Annotated in this window: 27 protein-coding genes; 19 read left to right on the top strand and 8 right to left on the bottom strand. The window is 47.9% G+C overall.

What is annotated here, in order from left to right:
* Positions 1–1836 (bottom strand): hypothetical protein (locus BN3659_RS05515; protein ID WP_141682507.1); only part of this gene is annotated, 1836 nt, incomplete at its 3' end.
* Positions 1837–1879: 43 nt separating this feature from the next.
* Between BN3659_RS05515 and BN3659_RS13615 the strand changes: the two genes are divergently transcribed.
* Positions 1880–2272, top strand: a complete 393-nt coding sequence (locus tag BN3659_RS13615; RefSeq protein ID WP_317041648.1) for a DUF4160 domain-containing protein — start codon at positions 1880–1882, stop codon at positions 2270–2272.
* 66 nt (positions 2273–2338) lie between these two features.
* Complete coding sequence (locus tag BN3659_RS05505; RefSeq protein ID WP_091535217.1) at positions 2339–2740, top strand: DUF2442 domain-containing protein; 402 nt, start codon at positions 2339–2341, stop codon at positions 2738–2740.
* A 110-nt stretch (positions 2741–2850) separates the two neighbouring features.
* Here BN3659_RS05505 and BN3659_RS05500 read toward each other — a convergent pair whose 3' ends face one another.
* From BN3659_RS05500 to BN3659_RS05485, 4 genes are all read right to left on the bottom strand, one after another.
* Positions 2851–3273, bottom strand: a complete 423-nt coding sequence (locus BN3659_RS05500; RefSeq protein WP_091535215.1) for a hypothetical protein — start codon at positions 3271–3273, stop codon at positions 2851–2853.
* Positions 3274–3276: 3 nt separating this feature from the next.
* Positions 3277–7383 carry a tape measure protein gene (locus tag BN3659_RS05495; protein WP_091535213.1) on the bottom strand — a complete coding sequence of 1369 codons (4107 nt, stop codon included), beginning with the start codon at positions 7381–7383 and terminating at the stop codon, positions 3277–3279.
* Positions 7380–7610, bottom strand: coding sequence for a hypothetical protein (locus tag BN3659_RS13465; RefSeq protein ID WP_253181064.1), 231 nt, complete (start codon positions 7608–7610; stop codon positions 7380–7382). The genes BN3659_RS05495 and BN3659_RS13465 overlap by 4 nt, the downstream gene beginning before the upstream one ends.
* A 204-nt stretch (positions 7611–7814) precedes the next feature.
* Complete coding sequence (locus BN3659_RS05485) at positions 7815–8009, bottom strand: hypothetical protein (protein WP_091535209.1); 195 nt, start codon at positions 8007–8009, stop codon at positions 7815–7817.
* 296 nt (positions 8010–8305) lie between these two features.
* Between BN3659_RS05485 and BN3659_RS05480 the strand changes: the two genes are divergently transcribed.
* Positions 8306–9529, top strand: coding sequence for a site-specific integrase (locus BN3659_RS05480; protein ID WP_091535207.1), 1224 nt, complete (start codon positions 8306–8308; stop codon positions 9527–9529).
* A 520-nt stretch (positions 9530–10049) separates the two neighbouring features.
* On the opposite strand, the gene BN3659_RS05470 is transcribed toward BN3659_RS05480, so the two are convergent.
* The 3 genes from BN3659_RS05470 to BN3659_RS05460 are packed head-to-tail and all read right to left on the bottom strand — an operon-like array spanning position 10050 to position 11479.
* Positions 10050–10625 carry an ORF6N domain-containing protein gene (locus BN3659_RS05470; RefSeq protein WP_091535205.1) on the bottom strand — a complete coding sequence of 192 codons (576 nt, stop codon included), beginning with the start codon at positions 10623–10625 and terminating at the stop codon, positions 10050–10052.
* Positions 10626–10643: 18 nt separating this feature from the next.
* On the bottom strand, positions 10644–11198 hold the full coding sequence (fic, locus tag BN3659_RS05465) for a protein adenylyltransferase Fic (RefSeq protein ID WP_091535204.1): 555 nt from the start codon (positions 11196–11198) through the stop codon (positions 10644–10646).
* A gap of 8 nt (positions 11199–11206) precedes the next feature.
* The gene (locus tag BN3659_RS05460) at positions 11207–11479 is read right to left on the bottom strand and encodes a helix-turn-helix domain-containing protein (RefSeq protein WP_253181063.1); all 273 of its coding nucleotides are present in this window, start codon (positions 11477–11479) and stop codon (positions 11207–11209) included.
* Between the two features lie 202 nt (positions 11480–11681).
* Between BN3659_RS05460 and BN3659_RS05455 the strand changes: the two genes are divergently transcribed.
* The 16 genes from BN3659_RS05455 to BN3659_RS05395 all read left to right on the top strand — a co-directional run bounded on the left by BN3659_RS05455 (position 11682) and on the right by BN3659_RS05395 (position 18213).
* Complete coding sequence (locus BN3659_RS05455) at positions 11682–11936, top strand: hypothetical protein (protein WP_091535202.1); 255 nt, start codon at positions 11682–11684, stop codon at positions 11934–11936.
* Between the two features lie 11 nt (positions 11937–11947).
* Positions 11948–12226, top strand: a complete 279-nt coding sequence (locus BN3659_RS05450) for a hypothetical protein (protein ID WP_091535201.1) — start codon at positions 11948–11950, stop codon at positions 12224–12226.
* A 109-nt stretch (positions 12227–12335) separates the two neighbouring features.
* Entirely contained in the window at positions 12336–12653 is a 318-nt protein-coding gene (locus tag BN3659_RS05445; protein WP_091535200.1) for an SH3 beta-barrel fold-containing protein, read from the top strand.
* A 66-nt stretch (positions 12654–12719) separates the two neighbouring features.
* Positions 12720–12890 carry a hypothetical protein gene (locus tag BN3659_RS13140; protein WP_171847717.1) on the top strand — a complete coding sequence of 57 codons (171 nt, stop codon included), beginning with the start codon at positions 12720–12722 and terminating at the stop codon, positions 12888–12890.
* 19 nt (positions 12891–12909) lie between these two features.
* Positions 12910–13173 carry a hypothetical protein gene (locus BN3659_RS12835; RefSeq protein ID WP_141682506.1) on the top strand — a complete coding sequence of 88 codons (264 nt, stop codon included), beginning with the start codon at positions 12910–12912 and terminating at the stop codon, positions 13171–13173.
* A complete protein-coding gene (locus tag BN3659_RS05440; RefSeq protein ID WP_091535199.1) occupies positions 13160–13372 on the top strand; it encodes a thioredoxin domain-containing protein in 213 nt (70 codons plus the stop codon). The genes BN3659_RS12835 and BN3659_RS05440 overlap by 14 nt, the downstream gene beginning before the upstream one ends.
* Before the next feature lie 11 nt (positions 13373–13383).
* Positions 13384–13557, top strand: a complete 174-nt coding sequence (locus BN3659_RS13135) for a hypothetical protein (protein ID WP_171847716.1) — start codon at positions 13384–13386, stop codon at positions 13555–13557.
* The gene (locus tag BN3659_RS05435) at positions 13554–13874 is read left to right on the top strand and encodes a hypothetical protein (RefSeq protein ID WP_091535197.1); all 321 of its coding nucleotides are present in this window, start codon (positions 13554–13556) and stop codon (positions 13872–13874) included. The genes BN3659_RS13135 and BN3659_RS05435 overlap by 4 nt, the downstream gene beginning before the upstream one ends.
* Position 13875: 1 nt before the next feature.
* Positions 13876–14223 (top strand): hypothetical protein, encoded by a 348-nt coding sequence (locus BN3659_RS05430; RefSeq protein WP_091535195.1) that lies wholly within the window; start codon positions 13876–13878, stop codon positions 14221–14223.
* 3 nt (positions 14224–14226) lie between these two features.
* The gene (locus BN3659_RS05425) at positions 14227–14469 is read left to right on the top strand and encodes a hypothetical protein (protein WP_253181062.1); all 243 of its coding nucleotides are present in this window, start codon (positions 14227–14229) and stop codon (positions 14467–14469) included.
* On the top strand, positions 14466–14792 hold the full coding sequence (locus tag BN3659_RS05420) for a hypothetical protein (RefSeq protein WP_091535194.1): 327 nt from the start codon (positions 14466–14468) through the stop codon (positions 14790–14792). The genes BN3659_RS05425 and BN3659_RS05420 overlap by 4 nt, the downstream gene beginning before the upstream one ends.
* A 156-nt stretch (positions 14793–14948) precedes the next feature.
* Positions 14949–15305, top strand: a complete 357-nt coding sequence (locus BN3659_RS05415; protein ID WP_171847715.1) for a helix-turn-helix domain-containing protein — start codon at positions 14949–14951, stop codon at positions 15303–15305.
* Positions 15306–15309: 4 nt separating this feature from the next.
* Positions 15310–16047: a DUF6291 domain-containing protein gene (locus tag BN3659_RS05410; protein ID WP_091535190.1), complete on the top strand. Its 738-nt coding sequence runs from the start codon at positions 15310–15312 to the stop codon at positions 16045–16047.
* Positions 16019–17425 (top strand): replicative DNA helicase, encoded by a 1407-nt coding sequence (locus BN3659_RS05405; protein WP_091535188.1) that lies wholly within the window; start codon positions 16019–16021, stop codon positions 17423–17425. Before BN3659_RS05410 ends, BN3659_RS05405 begins: the two co-directional genes overlap by 29 nt.
* A 77-nt stretch (positions 17426–17502) precedes the next feature.
* Positions 17503–17835, top strand: coding sequence for a hypothetical protein (locus BN3659_RS05400; RefSeq protein ID WP_216092794.1), 333 nt, complete (start codon positions 17503–17505; stop codon positions 17833–17835).
* Between the two features lie 60 nt (positions 17836–17895).
* Positions 17896–18213 carry a hypothetical protein gene (locus BN3659_RS05395; protein WP_091535186.1) on the top strand — a complete coding sequence of 106 codons (318 nt, stop codon included), beginning with the start codon at positions 17896–17898 and terminating at the stop codon, positions 18211–18213.
* Positions 18214–18223: the final 10 nt, after the last annotated feature.

Here is an 18223-nt window from a genome sequence, read left to right as displayed (position 1 = left end):
TTCCGCGACGATGCCTCCGCCCGGGGCGGACCAGTCGTCCCCGACGGAAATATCCACCCGGTTGTAGTTCAGAGAGGGAACGGTCAGAGATTCGCGCACCGTGATGTTCTGAAGCTCGGCGTTGCCGACGCCGTCGATCAGACCTCCGAAACCCGTCAGACCCGAAGCGAAGTCGCCGCCGAATTGGACGCCGTTAGTATGGACAGACCTTTTTTCAAAGGTCATGGTCCCATTGAATGTATCGGAAGTCTGCTTATTGGCAAACTCCCAAAGAGCGCGTTTGGCAGAATATGCGTTGACGTCGGAAGCTGTTGTATTATCGTATCTGGTGATAAGATAGATGGAGATACCTTCTGCCGTAATCCCGATTCTTTTTGAATATAGTGTTGCATGAATATCGGATTCGATATTACCGAGACGAGAATAGGGGGTATTGTCTCCAATCGTATAGGTGGCTATATATTCGTTATACAGCTTTTTTTCATATCCTTGGACTCTCGAAAGCCGACCATTTTCACCGAATCGCGGGTCCATCAACAAAACGGCTTGTCCTGCTTCGTAATTTTTATCATTCAGTGTACAATATACCGGATTTGTTGTGCAATCGTACACGTTCGTATCGCTACTGTGTTTTTTTGCATACGACGTGCCGACTTTTAATAGTTCTTCTTCAGCTTCACGGATACGATCTTCAGGCAGCTTGACGCCTGTAAGTATGAATTTATCGGGGCCTTGTTCTTCGTCTGCACCCCGCGGACGTAAATTATCATTAGGAATAATGAGCTGGCTCTCACCAGAGGTTTCTACTTCGGCTATGATTTCGAACTTCTTTGCGAAACCGTCTTCGGGTTTCCATGTTGTCGGATCGATTTTCTGGTTATTTTCATCAAGTAAAGCGAGTTCGAAATCCCTGCCTGCGAGGTCGCCTGTTTCGAAATGAGCTGCAAGCGTTTCTCCCTCGATGACATCCGAAGGCAGAAAAGGGGTATCCTCGCAATACATGATGTATGCCTTGTCGGTCCGCCCTTCGATAATCGTCCGGTCGATGGTGGAAATGGAGGTTATCGTTTCCGTATTTTTAGGATATATATCCTCAAAGAAAACAACTTTTGCAACCACCTCATTTGCTGCGAGGTCGGGGTGCGCATCAATATACTGCTGTCCGTCGGGAAGACGCAATCGGATTTCGGAGACATGATTTGTAATGCCTCCTTGTCCTGCCTGACCGTATTCTTTCGTGAGGTTCCGATTCGAACCGAATACATAAAACCGTGTACCGTATTCGTCATCATTGCCTTTTCGTGCGGGGATATTCTGCACTACTTCACCACGTCGAAACGTCTCGGGTGTTCCCGATTCCAACTTGCCGAAATGCAAGGTAACGGTAGCATCGTTTTCCGTAGTCCACCATTCTACTTCGAATGTCTCGGCAATATTTGTCAGTGCGTCCCAGCAAGAATCCCCGTTGAATGAAACGAGTTTGGTCTTTTCGGGAAGTTCGACGCCATGAAGCGCTCCCATTTTCCAATTTTCGACACCCAGCGCCTTATTCATGTTGGCAACAATGAGGTTGCCGAACGATTCGAGGTCTGTTGTATTGTGGAAAACAGCTTCCGGATTCGGGCCTTCCAGCCAGAAGCACGGAAATCGTTTCATGTGGTTTTGCTGCGCTTCGAATCGCAATGAATATTTATATCCGCCTGTATTGTTGTCGAATTCGGGACTTATAGGGTCTATGACGTCGAATTTGCGACCTTTGTATATGAGGTACGCCCCTTGTGGAAAACGTTGAATGTGTGCGAGTTTTATGGGAAGATCAATGTAATAATCCCCCATAAGTACGTACTTTACAACGGCTTCCTTGCAAACAGGAGCCTCCATGATAATATCTCCGGAAGGATCGTATATCGTCATTTCGTCGGAATCAGCAGACTGCTACTTCACAGCCTTCAAAGACAAAGGTCCGAACTCTCGGCACATTATGCAAGGATTATTACTGTTTTTTTTCGGCGGAGGGAAAATAATTATGGTAAAATATTTGCAGGTAATGTTTTTATTACCTATATTTGTGATGTTAAAACGAATACCAATGCCTACAATATTTATACTTTTCGGATTTCGGTTCCTTTTTTATGCCAATGACCACGAACCGATACACGTGCATGTCGTAAAGGGAGAGATATGCGCAAAATTCACACTGTTTCCCGTCCAGATGGTCGAGAATCACGGTTTGAAGCCCGCCGAATTAAAAAATGGTAGAAGCGGTCATTGAGGAGAACCAAGAGATCATAGCCGCGCATTGGAATAAGTTTTTCAACAAAAATAAATAGAATCCAATATGAAAAATATAGAAAAAATATGGCTTACGGATGACGCTGTGTGGATCAAAACGACGGAAGGGCAGCAGGCTTGTGAGAAGTTCGAAGATTATCCGCGGTTGAAATATGCAACTCCGGCCCAGCGAGAACATTTCGAAACGAATGCTTTCGGAATATATTGGCCTGAAATCGACGAAGATTTAAGTTTCGACGGCTTTTTTGAGAAAAAAGAACGGAACTCTTTGTACAGAATATTTGTCGAACATCCGGAATTGAATGCTTCGGCAATCGCACGCCGTTTGGGGCTGGCTCAAAGTCTTTTAGCACAATATATCAGTGGGACTAAACATCCGTCAAAGGAGCGTATGGAGATGATAAAAAGCGAAATTCGCAAGATTGGTGAAGAACTGCAACTTATCTGAAAAATACAAAGCGATTAACGCATCGTTACGATTTAACCCCTGCCGGAGTAAAGTGCCGGACAGGGGTAATCTTATTCTAACGGAATTATTGCATAGCAACTTATCTATTATTATCCGGTTGTACGATTCGCGGGATTAGGTTCTCGGAATTTTACCGCTAATTTACAAGCATTCAATTGATAGTTTTCGAACTGTGTGCTGTTGCTGTACAGTAAATGGAAACTGCGTCCCAGATCGGGTACGGATATTACCACTGTCCCTTTATGTAATTCGGCGATGAAGGCATTATAGTTGGTAAAGAAAGACGATGAATTCGAACCTTTGATTAAAAACGTCAGAGTTACGTCTCTTTCCTTGACCATGGGTGTCTCTGGTACGATTATCTCCGTACCATTTTTCAGTGGGTCGTCGTTTTCGACGAAATCCTTCAATGCCGGCGGGGTGAGTAGAGCGGCATAGGCTCCGGTCAAAAGAGTGGCTCCAAAATCCGACAGGAGCTTTTTGTTGATCGTTATTTCTTGCGTTTCCATCATTTGTTACAAATTATCGAGTTTTCGATTCATCGAGGTGAGCGTTTCGGCCATTTCAGGCAGAATCCGAGTATAGGTCCGAATATCGGCCACATTTCCATTCAACTGTATCATAATATCGCGCATATCGAAAGTCGCATTGCGTGTATCCATATTGATCGAACGAAGCATATCCATGCCGTTGACGAGAATGTTCATCTTGCCTTGCATATCGCTAAAACGCCCGTTCAGTTCATTGCCCGTGTCTTGAGACTGCGCTTGAAATCCCTTGGAGGCGGCATTTTGCGTGTCTTCGGTTCCCCAATATTTTTTCAAAATCGGATCGTATTTTTCACCTTTATCTACCATATCGTCGATTATGTCGTTAACGATATGTTCCTCTGTGGGATCGAGGAAGCCGTCGTAAAGGAAGGTTGCCAATTTAGCTCGTAATTTTTCTACATCTTTCGCTAAGTCCTTAGATAACATGTCTATGACAACATTTTTTATCATATTTTTTACGACGTCTTTCATCGACTTTGCTCGGTCTTCTCCTGCGGCCCATGCATCGGCATAAGCATTTGCAAAATTATTGATTGCGGATTTGATGTCTTCGCCGAAGATCGCGTCTTTTGCCAATTCCTTGTTCTTTTCCTGCTGTTTTCTGAGCTCGTCCATCTGTTCGTAGTAGGCTTCGAGTGCATCTTCATCCGGATTCTTTTTCGATTTTTCCTCTGCAATCTGTTGCTCGATCAATTTCAGTTGTTGATCAATCATTTCGTTTTGTTGCAGAATCATGCTTGAAGCGTCATATGAGTATGCGTTTTCAATGGCGTCTCCGAGATCTTCATATGATTTTTGAAGAGCGTCGATCTGATCTTGAAGCCTTTTAATGTTTCGTTCGTGCCTGCGATCGCCACTGAATAAACTGAATGCACTTGTCAAAAATGAAAATACGCCGCGAATGCCTCCGGCGATATCTCCTGAGGCAAATCCCGCGACAGCTTGTGCCGCACCTCCGACTGCGCCGGCTATATCGTTAATGACGGCGACCGTATCTTCGTCGGCACCCATAGCCGTGGCAATAGAGGATACACCCTCTGTTACTGCGTTGGCGGCATCAAGCGCTTTGGCTACGTTTTGCCATGCCTTCTGCTTTTTTATGATAGCTTCCAACTCGGCTTGATCAGCGGCCTGCCTATCTGATTCCTGTTGTGTCTGGTTGTATTTCTCACGCAGACGAATAGCCTCCTGCATGGCTGTTTTATAATCCCGGAATCCGGTTACAACAGCTGCAAATGGATTCTTCATCGCAGCTTTATCAGATGCTTCCTGAAGCTGATCCGTTACGGTTTTGAGGTTGATCGGATCAAGATCGGCATTTTTGAGTTGAGCGTTGATGTTGTCGATGATCCGACGTATTTCCTTGCTCGACAAAGCATCGAGATTCTGAAAGAGGTTGATCCAATCATCGGTTTTCATCAGTTCATCGGCTTTGATCTTGCCGATTTCCTGAATCTCTTGCTTGTCTATTTGCGGGATAAGGTCCATGCGTCCGCCTTCGCGGGCCGCTTTACGAGCGTTTTCTGCTTTCTGGCTTATTTTTGCAATCTTGTCCGAAGCTCCGCCGTATTCGTCTACAACTGCTTGAAGGCTTTCCGCGAGTTCGGAGCGATCGATTAGATTTTCGAGGTCGAACAATTGTCCCAAGTCTATATTGCCGGCTTTGAATGCATTTTGGAGCCATTCGCGAAATCCTTCGTATTTGTCTTTGATCCCGCGAATGCGTCGTTCTTCTTCCGTGAGTGCCGCATCGGTAATTTGCTTATAGAAAGAATCCAGTTCTTTAGCATATTTAAGCTTTATATTTGCTTTGTCATGGATGCTTTCGATTCGAATGTTGTTACGCTGCTGCTCGAAATTATTCTCCTGTTCTTCTGTGAGGGGTGTGCCTTGGGCTTCTTTTAATTTCTGCTGTTCCTCGTCGATTTTGGCAAGTTTTTGCCGGGTGCGAAGGTCTATCTCGGCCAACTCTTTGGCCTTGCCTTCACGCATGATGTCGATGCGCGACTGTTCGAGGGCCATATCGTTGGCCAGAACTTGATCCGATAGTTTTTTTTTGGCCTCGGTGGTTTTTTTGACCTGCTTGGGGTCATACCCCGTGAGGGTGGCAAGAGTTCCTTCGGTTGTTTTTATTTCCTTGTTTTTCGATTCGATGGCGCCGGCGAACGTAAAATCCTTACCCGCATTTTCGGGTCGTATCCCCTCTTGCAGCTCCTTGAGTTCTTTTTTCAGGGCTGCGAGACGTTCGCGGGTGGCTTTTATTTCTTTGTCAAGTGATGCGAACGTTTCTTCGGTCACCTTCCCTGTTCCCTCCGATATGGCTAATCCCAAACGACGCGCTGTATCCGCAACTTCTCGGGTGGTAGAATCATAATCAAGTTTAGCTTTCGCAACTTCTTGATTTTGCTCTTCTATATCTCTTATAGTTTGGCTCAAGTCATATCGTTCTCGATCTAAATCCAGCCGCCCCAAACGAGGATCATATAAATTTATCAATGAGGCTGCTTTCTCTGTTATTGGTACATCAGAAGCAATAACCTCACTAACTTGCTGTGCATATTCTTTTATAGCATCTTCCGATGGCTTAATTCGTTTGTTTCGTGTATCCTTTAGATAAAATCGACCGCTATTGATCCTTGCTTGAAATTCTTCAATTTGTTTTTGTGCCGTCAATTCTCTCTCCTGAGCCTCGGCTCGCGCATCGTCGTAGCGCTGGGCAGCGGCGGACAGTTCGTCGTTTTTTCGAGCAAGGACGAGACGTTTTACTTGCTCTTCGTTGTAAGCGGCAAGGCGTTCGGTCAATATTTTGGTCGCCTCGGCCTCGTTGTCGACACCTCGCACGATCTCCGGCTGGAGACTTCTGAGTTGTTCCAAAGCCTCCTTCCTCGCACGTTCCGCCGTATTGGCATCGGTCAATTTGGCAACGAGCGCATTGACCTGCTTGCCTTCGTTGATTATGGCTTGCTCGTTTTCGCCGATCGCACGATTCAGTTCGTCCGTCCTGTTGACAAAGACCGACAAAGCGGCTACAACTCCGCTAACGATACTCAGAAACAGCCCCAGAGGATTTGCTTTAATTACGGTATTGAAAACCCGTCCGGCACGAGCGGCAGCCGTCAATGCCTTGGACTGCTCCCAGATCGCCTGTGTGGCGGCTATCGTAGTTCGTACCCTCTGTGCGGCGGCTATGCCGATAAGCGCTGCCTTGTATGCCCCATAAGCAGATACCAGCGGGATCAGAATATCCAATACTTTCTGGTAATTCTCGACGAGCGAAATCGTGCCTTTGAGTACATCCGTGATGACACCCTCTTGCGATTTGCCTATGTCGTTGAACATAACATCTATGGCGTCGCCGAGGTTGGAGATGAGGCCCGTAATGGTCTTGGACTGCTCCTGCATCAGATTATAGAACTTGCCGCCCTCGTTGGTCATGTTTTCGATGGCCTTCTGCACTTCGGGAAAGCCGATTTTACCTTCTGTAACCATCTGCGAGATTTCGGCGCGGGTCTTGCCCAGCATCGTGGCAAGCTCCCCGGCAAGGTCGATACCTCGGCTCTGGAACTGCATTACGTCCCGCGTGTACAGCCGCCCCTGTACGGCAGTGGTACCGTACAGCCACGTCAGGTCTTGCAGATTCAAGCCCAACCCGGCAGCCACATTACCCAGCCGGGTAAGCACGTCGGTAACGTCTTCTGCTGCAAATCCGTATGCGAGAAGCTGACGTGCCCCACTCGCCACGCCTTGAAGGTCGAATGGGGTCTTAGCGGCCAATTCGACCATCTGCGCCATCAGCGCGTCGGCCTTTTCCTTGCTTTGCAGTAGCGTTGTAAAAGCCACTTCGAGTTGCTGGAATTCACCGCGGGTCTGTACGATTTGCTTTACCAATCCGACAAGCGAAGCCCCGACACCTATTTGTCCGAGTGTTGTCGCGATGCGTCTCATGGCAGCATCCATCCGGTCGGAATCGGTAATAACACTTGAGGTTACCGTTTTGGCCGTCTTTTGGAGTTCCTTGAACTTGCGAACCGCCTCTTCGTTATCAATGACGACAGTTAGATTGATACTCATAAGACGACGACGGTATTATCTCTGTTTATTTTCACCTCTGAACCGCTGATGTTGACTATCTTCAGTACGGCATAATTCGAAGCATTGATCGTGGCTTTGGCTCCGTGCATGAGCACGACGGTATGAACGAACTCGACACCCGAGGCCTCTATTTCGGCAGAAGTGTTTCCGACTAAACAAATGTATTTTCGCTTGTCGAGTTTGATGAAACCGCAATCTGTATACATGTCATTGCCGCTTATTTCATTTTTGTGTGCCTGAAATATTCTCAGCGACGGGAAATTGTTTTTCTGACAGAATTCAAGTCCTTGCGGCGAAAAAAACAGCGAGGCCAGAGAATGAAAATTTTTCACCTTATGCAGCCGTTCGCAAGCACCAAGTGCGGATGCGGATTTTAATATCTCGTCAAGCATATTAAGTCATTTCGTTCGTTATCGTTTGCCTCCTGCCATCAGAAGGAGCGTATTCATCGAATCGGGATCGTCTAAATCGATTATATCAGGAATTCTTGTTTGTTTATCGTTTTGTTGGCTGGATTCGGATTTGCTTTTGTAATCAATCTTAAGGGCATCGGCAATCATGAGTTGTGCATTGGCCCATGATATTTCCCAAAGAATGTATTCCATCGTCCAATGATAACGGACTGCAAGCGCATCTATTTGTCCCCAGATGCTGCGCCCTCCGTAGTGGCTATCCGCTCCGCTTCCGTCGGTGGGGTAATTACGACCTGAAGCGTTTTTACCGAGCGAATATTATACATAATAGTATTTTTGATGAATTATCCCCATTTTTATATTTCATATAAAAATACAGATTATCAGTGGATAATGCCTAAAAATGCGAACCGTTGTTTTTTGGTTTTCGGATTGTTTCTTTAACTTTGCATGCAAATTGTATGTACAATGTATGCAAATTTTGACCTATGTTCAAGTATTCCAAAGATTGTGTTTCGGTGTTCACTGTATTAGACACCAGACGCCCCAAAGCAGACGGGAAATATCCCGTAAAGGTACAGGTTGGATTCGCCCGCAAACAAAAGTATTATACCACCAGCAAGACACTATCCGTTGAGGAGTGGCGCAAGTTGCCCACTACGAAATTGCGATCGCTGGTTCAAATTCGGGAGGAAATAGAGACCCGCTTCAATATCGTGCGGGATTTCGTGCGGGATCTTACTGCTATGGGGGATTTCTCGTTTGATGCCTTAAATATGCGATTAGCCGGAGCGACGACGGGAACGATAAACACAGCTTTTGAGGCGCGTTTGCAGATGTTTAGGGATGAGGAGCGTGCTGGTTCGTGGTACGTGTGCAAGGATGCTCTTATTTCTTTCGAGCGTTTCGGGGGTAAGAACATAACATTTTCGGAAATTACACCATCATGGCTTAAACGCTACGAAGCACATGAGAAAGCCCGAGGATTAAAGCCTACGACGATTTCAATTCATTTGCGACAGCTTCGGACTGTTATACTCGATGCGAGCCGGAATGGGATAATCAAGCCGAGCGCAGATCCGTTCGGACACGGTAAATACGAGATCAGCAGAGGCGAAGGGCGAAAACTTGCCTTTACGCTTGAACAGATAGGCGCAATAGCTCGCTACAAGGGCAGTAAGACGATAGAAAAATATCGGGATTATTGGCTTTTCATGTATCTATGCAATGGGATAAATATGGCCGATTTATCGAGGTTGAAATATTGTGATATAGTCGACGGGGAAATATGTTTTACCCGAAAGAAGACGGAACGGACAAATAGAGTGCACAAAGAAATACGGGTCATTATCACCCCTCCGATGCAGGCCGTTATCGACCGCTGGGGCAATCCCCCAAAGGCAGATAATTATATTTTCCCGATTCTCACGGGAAAGGAAAAAAACGCATTCGAGTTGAGAAAACGATGCAATGCGTTTACAATGTTGATGAACATATACACCCGTAAATTGGGCCGAGAGTTGGGATTTGGAGCTTTCTCTACATACTCGGCGCGACACTCGTTCGCCACGGTATTAAAACGTTCGGGGGCAAATATTGCCTACATATCCGAAAGTCTCGGACATTCGAATCTTAAAACGACCGAAAACTATTTGGCCAGCTTTGAGCGGGAGGAACGGGAGAAAAATGCCGTACTACTGACGAATTTTTGACCCGACAATTTGCGTAATGTGCCGCGGTACAATTCCTTTGCGGTAACGTTCATTTTTGTTTAGGAATGATCAGTGGAGCACATCTTATTTCCGCCGGTCATTCCGTTTTTTTACTGTATTTCGCCGTATCCTCGTCATCACTATTGTAAGTCGGCCGATATAACAAATAATTATACCGCTCCCGTGATTAAAGAGGTTTGTTGCATAAATCCCTGATTGTCAGGGATACCCCGTTTTAGGGTGTCCTCTGGGGTCATTTCAAATGAGGTCATCCTCAATTCGTTGTGTTATCAGTTAGCAATATACTTCATGTCTTGCATGACTACCGCGCCAAACTGGTTTGTGGAGGGGGTCGGTAAAATGGCGACCCCCTTACAATGGGCGGTAACAGCATCGGCGGGGCGTGCATATCCCAAAGCACGCGCAACGTCGCTTGCCGCGAACATTGCCTTGCCCTTTACTTCGGTTACTCTCACTTCGCCGAAGCGGTCCCCCGTCCGTCGTGCCGTCCTTGTGTGTATCATTTCTCCGTGTCCGCTCGCTTGAACCCTATCGGTTGGGCGGTCTTTCGGGCTTGCGGCATCTTGATCGACAATGCCGCAATAGCTTGATAGATATTGTCGAGCTCTTGGCGCATATCCTCCGACAGGTCGCTGACCGCTTCGGCGTTGTCCTTGCCCGTCTGCTCCAATAATGCCAGCCGGGCCCGGATTTCGGATAATTCCGCCGTTACGGTCGTCGTGGTCATGATGTAGTTGCGCATCGCCACGAAAGCACGCATAATAGCGATATTGGCATTTATAGCCACGTCGCTATTGAGCAAGCCGGAAAGCATTGCTACTCCTTGCTCGGTAAACGCATAAGGCATTTTACGGATACCGCCCCAACTTGATATCACAATTTGTGATTTCAAGTTTGCAAACTCCTGATGTGTAAGTTGAAACATAAAGTCGGGCGGGAACCGTTTCGCATTGCGTTTTACCGCTTGGTTTAGTGCGCTGGTGGTTACTTGGTAGAGCTCCGCCAGTTCACGGTCCAGCATCACCCGCTGGCCCCGTATCTCGTAAATCTTGCTTTGGATGGGTTGTAGTTCCATATCGTTAGGGTTGTTATATTATGCCTCGTATCCCTCGTAATAATACGATTGCTCGATACCCTTGAAAATCACCTCTCGATCCTCCGTGCGATCGGTCAAGGCTCCGCCGAGCAGCGTGCGCAGCTCCAAATCGTTGATCGGGCTGCGCTCCATAGCCTGCAAATACAGGTCTTTGTCTACCTTGCGCCAGTCCACGACCTTACCGATTCGCTTTTTCAGCATCATATCGAGCCAAATGCGGGTGGCCCGGCCGTTGCCCTCCATGAACGGATGGGCGACGTTCATTTCGACGTATTTTGCGATTATTTCCTCAAAAGTTCCCGCCGGCATCCTCTCGATGACGGGCAGAATAGCGTCGAGGTATAAGGCATTGGCAAAGCGAAACCCTCCTTTTGCGATGTTCAGCGTCCGGACCTTGCCGGCGAAGTCGTACAGCCCGCCGAACAAGTAACGGTGAATCTCGCAAAGCCCTGCCACCGTGCCGACCTCGATACGGTCGATGTCTCCCGTCTCGAACAGGGTACGGGCCTTTTCAAGGCTACGGGCATCTATTTGGTCTGTTTTCTTTCCCATGACCGCAACTATTTGTCCTTTTCCTTTACCTCCAGCACCGTCCCGCACTTCGGGCACGTGATCGTGTTTGTCGGTTGGGGGGTCGGCTGCGCCTCTTCCTCGAAAAAATCCGATACACTGCATCCTATTGCATCCGCAATGCGTTGCAGTTGCGATACGGGGTTTCGGTCGCCCTGTTCGCAGTAGTAGTGTATAGTCTGACGCGATACGCCTAACCGTTCAGCTAACGATACCAAACTAACCCCGTGCGATTTGCACATCTTTTTGATGTCTATTTTCATAATGTTATACGATTATATTACACGGCAAAGATAAGCAAAAAATAAAGGTATGCAAATAATCGTGCTACATAGTGGGTGGTGTCCCTAATTTTTGCAATATATTTTTTTTACACTTTTTTGATAAAATGTTTGCATATGTAAAATATTCATATTACATTTGCAATAGCAAAAGAGATAAAAGCAATACAAATATATTACAATTATGAATACACAAAACACCACCAAACGCAGCTTCAAGAAATTGACCGCGGAGCAGAAAGAACAGTTTACGGCCTACTTTATGGCCCGTTATCCCGAAACCCGCAAAATCAAGTTTTCGAGCGATGAAGTATGCCGCTATACAGTTAAGGTGCGATTTGCGGGCAATAGAATGTTTATGGTGCGGGCGTATTCTTTCGACAAGTTGCAGGACCATACGCAGGCCGCTTACGAAAAACGGGGTTTTCATTTATCATAAAGCCGACAACCATGACCACCGCAACGCACACCAAATTACAGCAGATCGCCAAGCAGGCCGCCGACCACATTACGAAACTGAACGGCGAGGCCGAGACCTTCGAGGTCGTATGCGGCGACTATTTGGCTGTGATTGCCTACGAGGCCGAAATAGCCGAGGACAAGGGCGATTATTGGACAGCTCCCTATTCGTGGATAGAATACGAGAGAACCACGGTAAAGGCAGTATATGATGAGAACGGAGACGAGGACAAAGAGGCGGTCCGGTTACTTAATAAGATGTTGAACTAATACGAATCCCAATATGACACTGATTTTATCGCTTATCATGGCTTTTTGCTGGCTCGGTGATGCACTCAAAGGAGGCGGCAATATTCGTTAATCAAACAATAACAGAACGATGAAAAGAAACGATTTACAAACGATTATGCGGCGGGCGTGGACGTTGTTCCGCTCGACGGGGAAAGCCTTCGCCGTGTGCCTTTCGAAGGCGTGGGCACTTTACCGATTGACGAAGCGGATGCGGGCCGGGGTGGTCCGGTTCGCATACGAGAAAGCGGACGGCACACTGCGCAAGGCGGCGGGCACGCTGCACGATGTTGAATCTACCATCAAAGGGACGGGGCGCCCCGATGACGGCCAGACGGTCAGGTATTACGACGTCGAGGCGGGCGGCTGGCGCTCGTTCAAGGTGGAGAATTTCGTAACGGTGTATTAAAAACCGCCCCAGCCCTTGCGGTTTCAAAAATAAGGGCTATATTTGCAATATCCTAAATCTAATGCTATGAATTATTTCTATCCACAATTTGCCGTCTATGGTGCGGGTAGCGGAAACGCCCCGGCGCTTGCATTAGAGCGTAGGACACCTTACGACGGCTTTTTTATTTATCCTAAATCTAATGTTACACTCTCAGAAACAGGGTACGCCCGTACCCGTCGTCTCCGTCGCATCTGACGGAACCCCTCGCCCCTCAATGGGCGATATTCAAATTCTCCCGATTAGCGACAACACCCGTAAATGGCTGTCTGTACTCGACAATGCGAAATCGTTGCGCGCGGCTTTTGTCGAAACAGTGGAATCCGACCCGCGTGGTGTCATTGACTGTCGCAATGAAGTGTTAGGCCCTCTTGACGTGGTAATTTCCACGTTGGAGGATCATTACCTGAGTTATTCTCTGCTGTGCGATTTAGACAGAATTGCAACCCCTCAAACAGCTAACGATCATGATGCAGAATAAACCCGTCGACAACCTTGCTAATATCCAGATTTACCGCGACGAGATTCACAGTGCGGCGGGGCAAGCGCCCGAAATCATTTATTACCTCGGGTGGGGCGAAGCTGATGTGCTTCAAGGCGATCCCCTTACTTTCGAGGAGTTGAAAGCCCTTCACGCCCTTATGGGGCGCGTAATCGAACAGAATACGACAACCAAATAACGACTAAGACGATGACAGATATAAAACTGATGAAAACGAACGACTACCGTCTGCACGGCGACACCGAAAAGTGGTCCATATCGCTGGGAGGCGATGATTTCGTCGATATGGACGAGCGGGACCTCATCCGCTTGCGGGACATGATAAATGAAGTATTATCCACTTTCAAAACCGAATCATTATGAAAACACGGTTTCGGAACTGGGACGGCGATTGCTTCGAGTTGTCCGGTTGGAGTTGTGTTGTAAGCCTGATATTCGCAGTCGGATGTTGCGCGCTCGCAGCTCTCTCGCTAAATGACGTGGTAAGCTTGAGGTTCGCTCATCCTTCATTGATGGATGAACTTCCTTTTGGTAAAGTCTTGACACTTTGCTTTGCTGCTTTCTTTATGGGATTCTGCGCTTTTGTTAATGCAGCTATTTTTTATGCAAACTTAAAGGACGCTTTTATCGGCATTTACAATTCAATATTCAAGAAACAAACCTATAAATTCAGAAAATAATATGGATAAGATGATGATTTTCCCCGAAGTGAATACACAAGAGTTCGATTTCGACACGATGTTTGACGACAACTCATATCGCACGATGTGCGGTTTGCCCGTCAAGATCGACAAAGTGCTGCGCGATGTAACCAAGACTACCGTGTTGGGCGTGAGCGGTACAATGGTCGTAAGAGGTGTAAAGATACGAGGCGTTTGGGATCCATATGGTAATATCATGGAGTGCCGAAAGACACTTCAGTTGACCTCTCCCCGATGCTTGCTGGCCAATATCAACAACATCTTCTCCGATACTACCGAGGCAATGTTTCAGTTGGTAAGTGTTACGAACCCGCAATCCAAAGGTTGATCTATGAACAAGCAAGTATATGTATCGAAACGCAGCGATTTATCGCTGATCGGAGCGGCTTTCGAGGCGGCGGGCTTCCGTTGTGTCCGCATCCGCACCGAATGCGAGGCAGAACACCGAACCAAAGGCGGCGATCCCCGCCGGCACGGAATACTGATTCTCGACGGCGACCGGGTGATATTGGAGGTATTGCGGTCGAGACCGACTAAAAAAGATAATCAACTCACAATCCCGCCTCAATCATGAACCGAGAGAACGACATACTAAACCGCACCCGCTTTTTGATTCAAGGGCTGAAAGATTATACCGATGCCCGAGTAGATGAAGCGGCCGAAGAGGCTGTTAGGCGGGTAATCAAAAAGTCGATAAAGAACTGTCTAAAAATGGCAGGATTGACGGCATTAGCGATTCTTATGTTTTTTGGCTTTATCGGTCTTGCATTCGTCAGTTTTTATATTATGAACTCGGATGCGCCAATCTCTATAATAGCTTACCAATGTGTAGTTATATCAACTTGGGTTATAGGGGTTAGTTGGATGATGTTAAGTTTGATAGAGAGCGAAGAATAAACCCGCTTACGGGTGTAAATACAACCTCACTCAAAATGTCGATAAATTGTTGAAAAATAACATATAAAAAACGACACAACACTTGCATAATCTGCCGAACGTTGCGACGTTTGCAGTGTATTTGCAAAAATAGTTTTTGCGATAAAAATGGACGTTATGACAGAAATAATCGTAACTACGCCCGATCAGTTGCAGACAACTATCGAGGCAGCCGTGTCGAAAGCCTTTGAAGCCTACACCAAGAAAAACACGGTACCGGAAAACATCGAAAATGACAATCTTACTATTGAGGAGGCGGCCGCGTTCTTGAACGATAACGGCTGTAAAATCTCGGTTCAAACCATATACACCAAAAAGTCTCAGGGCGAAATCCCATACCGGAAAATAGGGCCGCGTCTTGTTTTCTCGAAAAAGGAGCTTTTGACGTGGCTGGAACGGCAAACGACCTCTTCTGTAAGGATACAAGCCGAAAGTGCGTCAGACCTTGCGAAAAGTGCCAAAAATCAAGATTGAGGATATGACGGAGGTGGAAAAAGTTCCTGCAACTCGCAGCGAGTGTGCAGGGACGCCGGCTATCAACCGACGTACAGTGGAAGATATGCAACAGAAAGAAAAGCCGAATTTTTTGTATTACACAGATTGGGCGGAGCAGTTATTAACGTTTCCAGCGGATTTGCGACTTAAAATCGACGATGCAGTAAAACGCTATGTGCTCTACGGAGAAGAACCGACCGATAGGGAGGTGTTATATTCGATGTTTGGCCTTATGCGCACTCAAATAGACCGCGACAGGGCCAAATATGCGGATGTATGCAATAAAAATTCCGAAAATGCAAACAAACGTTGGCGAACCGAGCGGATGCGGTCGCATACAAGCGGATGCGGTCGCATACGATCGAATGCGGTGGATGCCGATAATGATAATGATAATGATAATGATGATGAGAATATAAAGAAACTCTCTAACGAGAGTAAAGAAAGCGCGGACAAGCCGCGCCGAGGGACTACCAAACGCGCGGCGTTTGTCGTCCCCGCGCTCGAAATAGTCAAAGATTATTTTTCGAAGATTCACGGAACGGATACGGATGCGGAAAGTTTCTACGACCATTTCGAGGCGAACGGCTGGCAAGTGTCCGGTAAATCCCCGATGAAGAACTGGCAAGCCGCCGCGCGGAATTGGATACGCCGTAAATCCGAATTTAACAAACCCGCAAACACTCCAAACCATGAAACGCGAAAATACAATTTCCTGTAACCGCTCCGGCGATTTGACGCTCCCGGAATCGCCCGAACTCGAAAGAGCCGTTTTGGGCGCTTTGATTCTCGAACCGGAGTACTTGTCCGACGTGGCGGAGATCGTCGAAATTTCGGCGTTCTACGCCCCGAAAAACGGCAGAATCTACGAGGTGATGCGGGCGATGTATGACAAAGACGAGAAAATCGACCTCTACACGCTTGCGCAGCGCTGCAAACAATTCCCCGAGATCGACAACCCGGCCGCCTATCTTGCCTCTCTTACGTCGGCCGTGGGTTCCGGGGTGAACGTTTTGGACCACGCCCGGCAACTTAACGATACGGCTATTCGCCGCCGGTTGGCTGTTTTCGGTTATGAGCTTGCCGTCCGAGCCTCTTCCGATCCCGACGGTATCCTCGATTGGGCGACAACGGAGATAACGACTATTGCGGCCACAGCAGCACACGCCGACGAAATTGCGCCGCTTTCAGAGGTCGTGCGGAAAACTATCGACAACCTCGAACGGCGACAACGGGCTGTGCAGGCCGGAGAATGCATCGGGATTCCTACGGGCTTGCAGCGCCTCGATGCCCTTACGGGCGGATGGAGGGGTGGCCAGCTTATCGTGCTGGCCGGGCGTCCGGGTATGGGTAAATCGGCCGTAATGCTTCACTTCGCCCGGGCCGCTGCTGCTGCCGGGATTCCGGTGTGTATATTTTCGTTGGAAATGCCCGCAGAGCAGTTGGCCGGGCGTATGTTGGTCGGCGATTCCGGCATAGCCCCGACGGCATTCCGCACGGGCAATGTTGACGGGCCGGGGTGGTCGCGTCTCGAACAGGCCGGCGCGAACCTTTCGGCGATGCCGGTTTACCTCAACGACCGGGCGAACATTTCGATGAACTCGATCCGCTCGCAATGCAAGGCGATGCACCGCCGGGGACGGTGCGGGATGGTCGTTATCGACTACCTCCAGCTCGTCGATACCGCAATGCGCAACCCGAACACCAACCGCGAGCGTGAGATCGCCGCCGCCAGCCGGGCGGCAAAGCTGCTCGCAAAGGAACTCGATGTGCCGGTTATCCTGCTGTCGCAACTCTCCCGCAAGGTCGAGGAACAACGGGACGACAAAACGCCGAAATTGTCCCACCTCCGGGAATCGGGAGCGATCGAACAGGATGCCGATATGGTAATTTTCATAGATCGCCCGGCGGTGTATGGTGCCGAAACCATCGAGGCGGGAAAATACGGGTCTATTTCCTCCGCGGGGGTCGGGGTGCTACATATCGCTAAGAACCGCGAGGGCGCGACAGGTGATATTTGCTTCCGGCATAATGAGAGCTTGACCCGCATAACCGACTACGAAGGCGGGGCGGCCGTGGCCGACGATGAGCCGTTTTAACAAACCTTTTTGATTTCAGCGCATGAAAACACCCGGGTGGAACAAGTGCCCACAACAGGAAAGATAATCGAAAAAATATGAAAACGGATAGCAGACAAAGCAAATTTTGCCCGCCATTGCGGGACGAGTTTACGAAGTACGGCGACAAGTTTGTGAAAATCGCCCACAACGAGGCCAACGGTATGTACTGTTACAGGCGGACCACCTCCGAAGGGCTGACCTATTACGAGGTGTTCAAAGCACCCAAAGCCAGAGACAGGGACGGGAATCTATACGCATATTACCCGACGAGTTCACAATTCGGTTTTGGCACGGCCCTCTGTATTCGGGGTGATGATAAGCGAACCGCAGATAAAATCGCATTCTACATATCGAACGCATTCGATGCGGGCAGATACCGTGCATCATAAACGCTTTGTGAAAACAACCGATATTCAACAGAAAAACAACTGTTTTAATAATCAAAATCTATGACACACGACCTGAAAAAAAATGGAAAAGAGCAACCGGCGGGCAAACCTAAAGAGGTTGAAAACCTTAACGGCATTGGATTAAAACTCGACCGGGCGCGAACCACGATCACTGATTGTTGCGGCGAGCACAAGGGCGACGATGAAATTATTTTGTACGTTCCGGACTGTTCCGAATACGACACGGATTTCATACAGGGTGATTGTGCTATGTTGCATTTCAGCCCGAAACAGGCTAAAGTATTGGCCCGTAAACTTTGGAGGCTTGCAGCTTCGACACATGAAAAAAGGCAAACTATACAAGTTGAACACACATAAAAAGCACAAA

Origin of the sequence: Alistipes sp. CHKCI003 (assembly GCF_900021155.1) — a bacterium.
GTDB lineage: Bacteria > Bacteroidota > Bacteroidia > Bacteroidales > Rikenellaceae > Alistipes > Alistipes excrementavium.
This window is presented reverse-complemented; position numbering and strand designations above follow the sequence as displayed.

Excerpts from the sequence above, each read along its gene's own strand:
- BN3659_RS13615 (WP_317041648.1), top strand. The coding sequence starts at position 1,880 with ATGATAATATCTCCGGAAGGATCGTATATCGTCATTTCGTCGGAATCA.
- BN3659_RS05505 (WP_091535217.1), top strand. The coding sequence starts at position 2,339 with ATGAAAAATATAGAAAAAATATGGCTTACGGATGACGCTGTGTGGATC.
- BN3659_RS05500 (WP_091535215.1), bottom strand. The coding sequence starts at position 3,273 with ATGATGGAAACGCAAGAAATAACGATCAACAAAAAGCTCCTGTCGGAT.
- BN3659_RS05495 (WP_091535213.1), bottom strand. The coding sequence starts at position 7,383 with ATGAGTATCAATCTAACTGTCGTCATTGATAACGAAGAGGCGGTTCGC.
- BN3659_RS13465 (WP_253181064.1), bottom strand. The coding sequence starts at position 7,610 with ATGTATACAGATTGCGGTTTCATCAAACTCGACAAGCGAAAATACATT.
- BN3659_RS05485 (WP_091535209.1), bottom strand. The coding sequence starts at position 8,009 with ATGGAATACATTCTTTGGGAAATATCATGGGCCAATGCACAACTCATG.
- BN3659_RS05480 (WP_091535207.1), top strand. The coding sequence starts at position 8,306 with ATGTTCAAGTATTCCAAAGATTGTGTTTCGGTGTTCACTGTATTAGAC.
- BN3659_RS05470 (WP_091535205.1), bottom strand. The coding sequence starts at position 10,625 with ATGGAACTACAACCCATCCAAAGCAAGATTTACGAGATACGGGGCCAG.
- fic (WP_091535204.1), bottom strand. The coding sequence starts at position 11,198 with ATGGGAAAGAAAACAGACCAAATAGATGCCCGTAGCCTTGAAAAGGCC.
- BN3659_RS05460 (WP_253181063.1), bottom strand. The coding sequence starts at position 11,479 with ATGAAAATAGACATCAAAAAGATGTGCAAATCGCACGGGGTTAGTTTG.
- BN3659_RS05455 (WP_091535202.1), top strand. The coding sequence starts at position 11,682 with ATGAATACACAAAACACCACCAAACGCAGCTTCAAGAAATTGACCGCG.
- BN3659_RS05450 (WP_091535201.1), top strand. The coding sequence starts at position 11,948 with ATGACCACCGCAACGCACACCAAATTACAGCAGATCGCCAAGCAGGCC.
- BN3659_RS05445 (WP_091535200.1), top strand. The coding sequence starts at position 12,336 with ATGAAAAGAAACGATTTACAAACGATTATGCGGCGGGCGTGGACGTTG.
- BN3659_RS13140 (WP_171847717.1), top strand. The coding sequence starts at position 12,720 with ATGAATTATTTCTATCCACAATTTGCCGTCTATGGTGCGGGTAGCGGA.
- BN3659_RS12835 (WP_141682506.1), top strand. The coding sequence starts at position 12,910 with ATGGGCGATATTCAAATTCTCCCGATTAGCGACAACACCCGTAAATGG.
- BN3659_RS05440 (WP_091535199.1), top strand. The coding sequence starts at position 13,160 with ATGATGCAGAATAAACCCGTCGACAACCTTGCTAATATCCAGATTTAC.
- BN3659_RS13135 (WP_171847716.1), top strand. The coding sequence starts at position 13,384 with ATGACAGATATAAAACTGATGAAAACGAACGACTACCGTCTGCACGGC.
- BN3659_RS05435 (WP_091535197.1), top strand. The coding sequence starts at position 13,554 with ATGAAAACACGGTTTCGGAACTGGGACGGCGATTGCTTCGAGTTGTCC.
- BN3659_RS05430 (WP_091535195.1), top strand. The coding sequence starts at position 13,876 with ATGGATAAGATGATGATTTTCCCCGAAGTGAATACACAAGAGTTCGAT.
- BN3659_RS05425 (WP_253181062.1), top strand. The coding sequence starts at position 14,227 with ATGAACAAGCAAGTATATGTATCGAAACGCAGCGATTTATCGCTGATC.
- BN3659_RS05420 (WP_091535194.1), top strand. The coding sequence starts at position 14,466 with ATGAACCGAGAGAACGACATACTAAACCGCACCCGCTTTTTGATTCAA.
- BN3659_RS05415 (WP_171847715.1), top strand. The coding sequence starts at position 14,949 with ATGACAGAAATAATCGTAACTACGCCCGATCAGTTGCAGACAACTATC.
- BN3659_RS05410 (WP_091535190.1), top strand. The coding sequence starts at position 15,310 with ATGACGGAGGTGGAAAAAGTTCCTGCAACTCGCAGCGAGTGTGCAGGG.
- BN3659_RS05405 (WP_091535188.1), top strand. The coding sequence starts at position 16,019 with ATGAAACGCGAAAATACAATTTCCTGTAACCGCTCCGGCGATTTGACG.
- BN3659_RS05400 (WP_216092794.1), top strand. The coding sequence starts at position 17,503 with ATGAAAACGGATAGCAGACAAAGCAAATTTTGCCCGCCATTGCGGGAC.
- BN3659_RS05395 (WP_091535186.1), top strand. The coding sequence starts at position 17,896 with ATGACACACGACCTGAAAAAAAATGGAAAAGAGCAACCGGCGGGCAAA.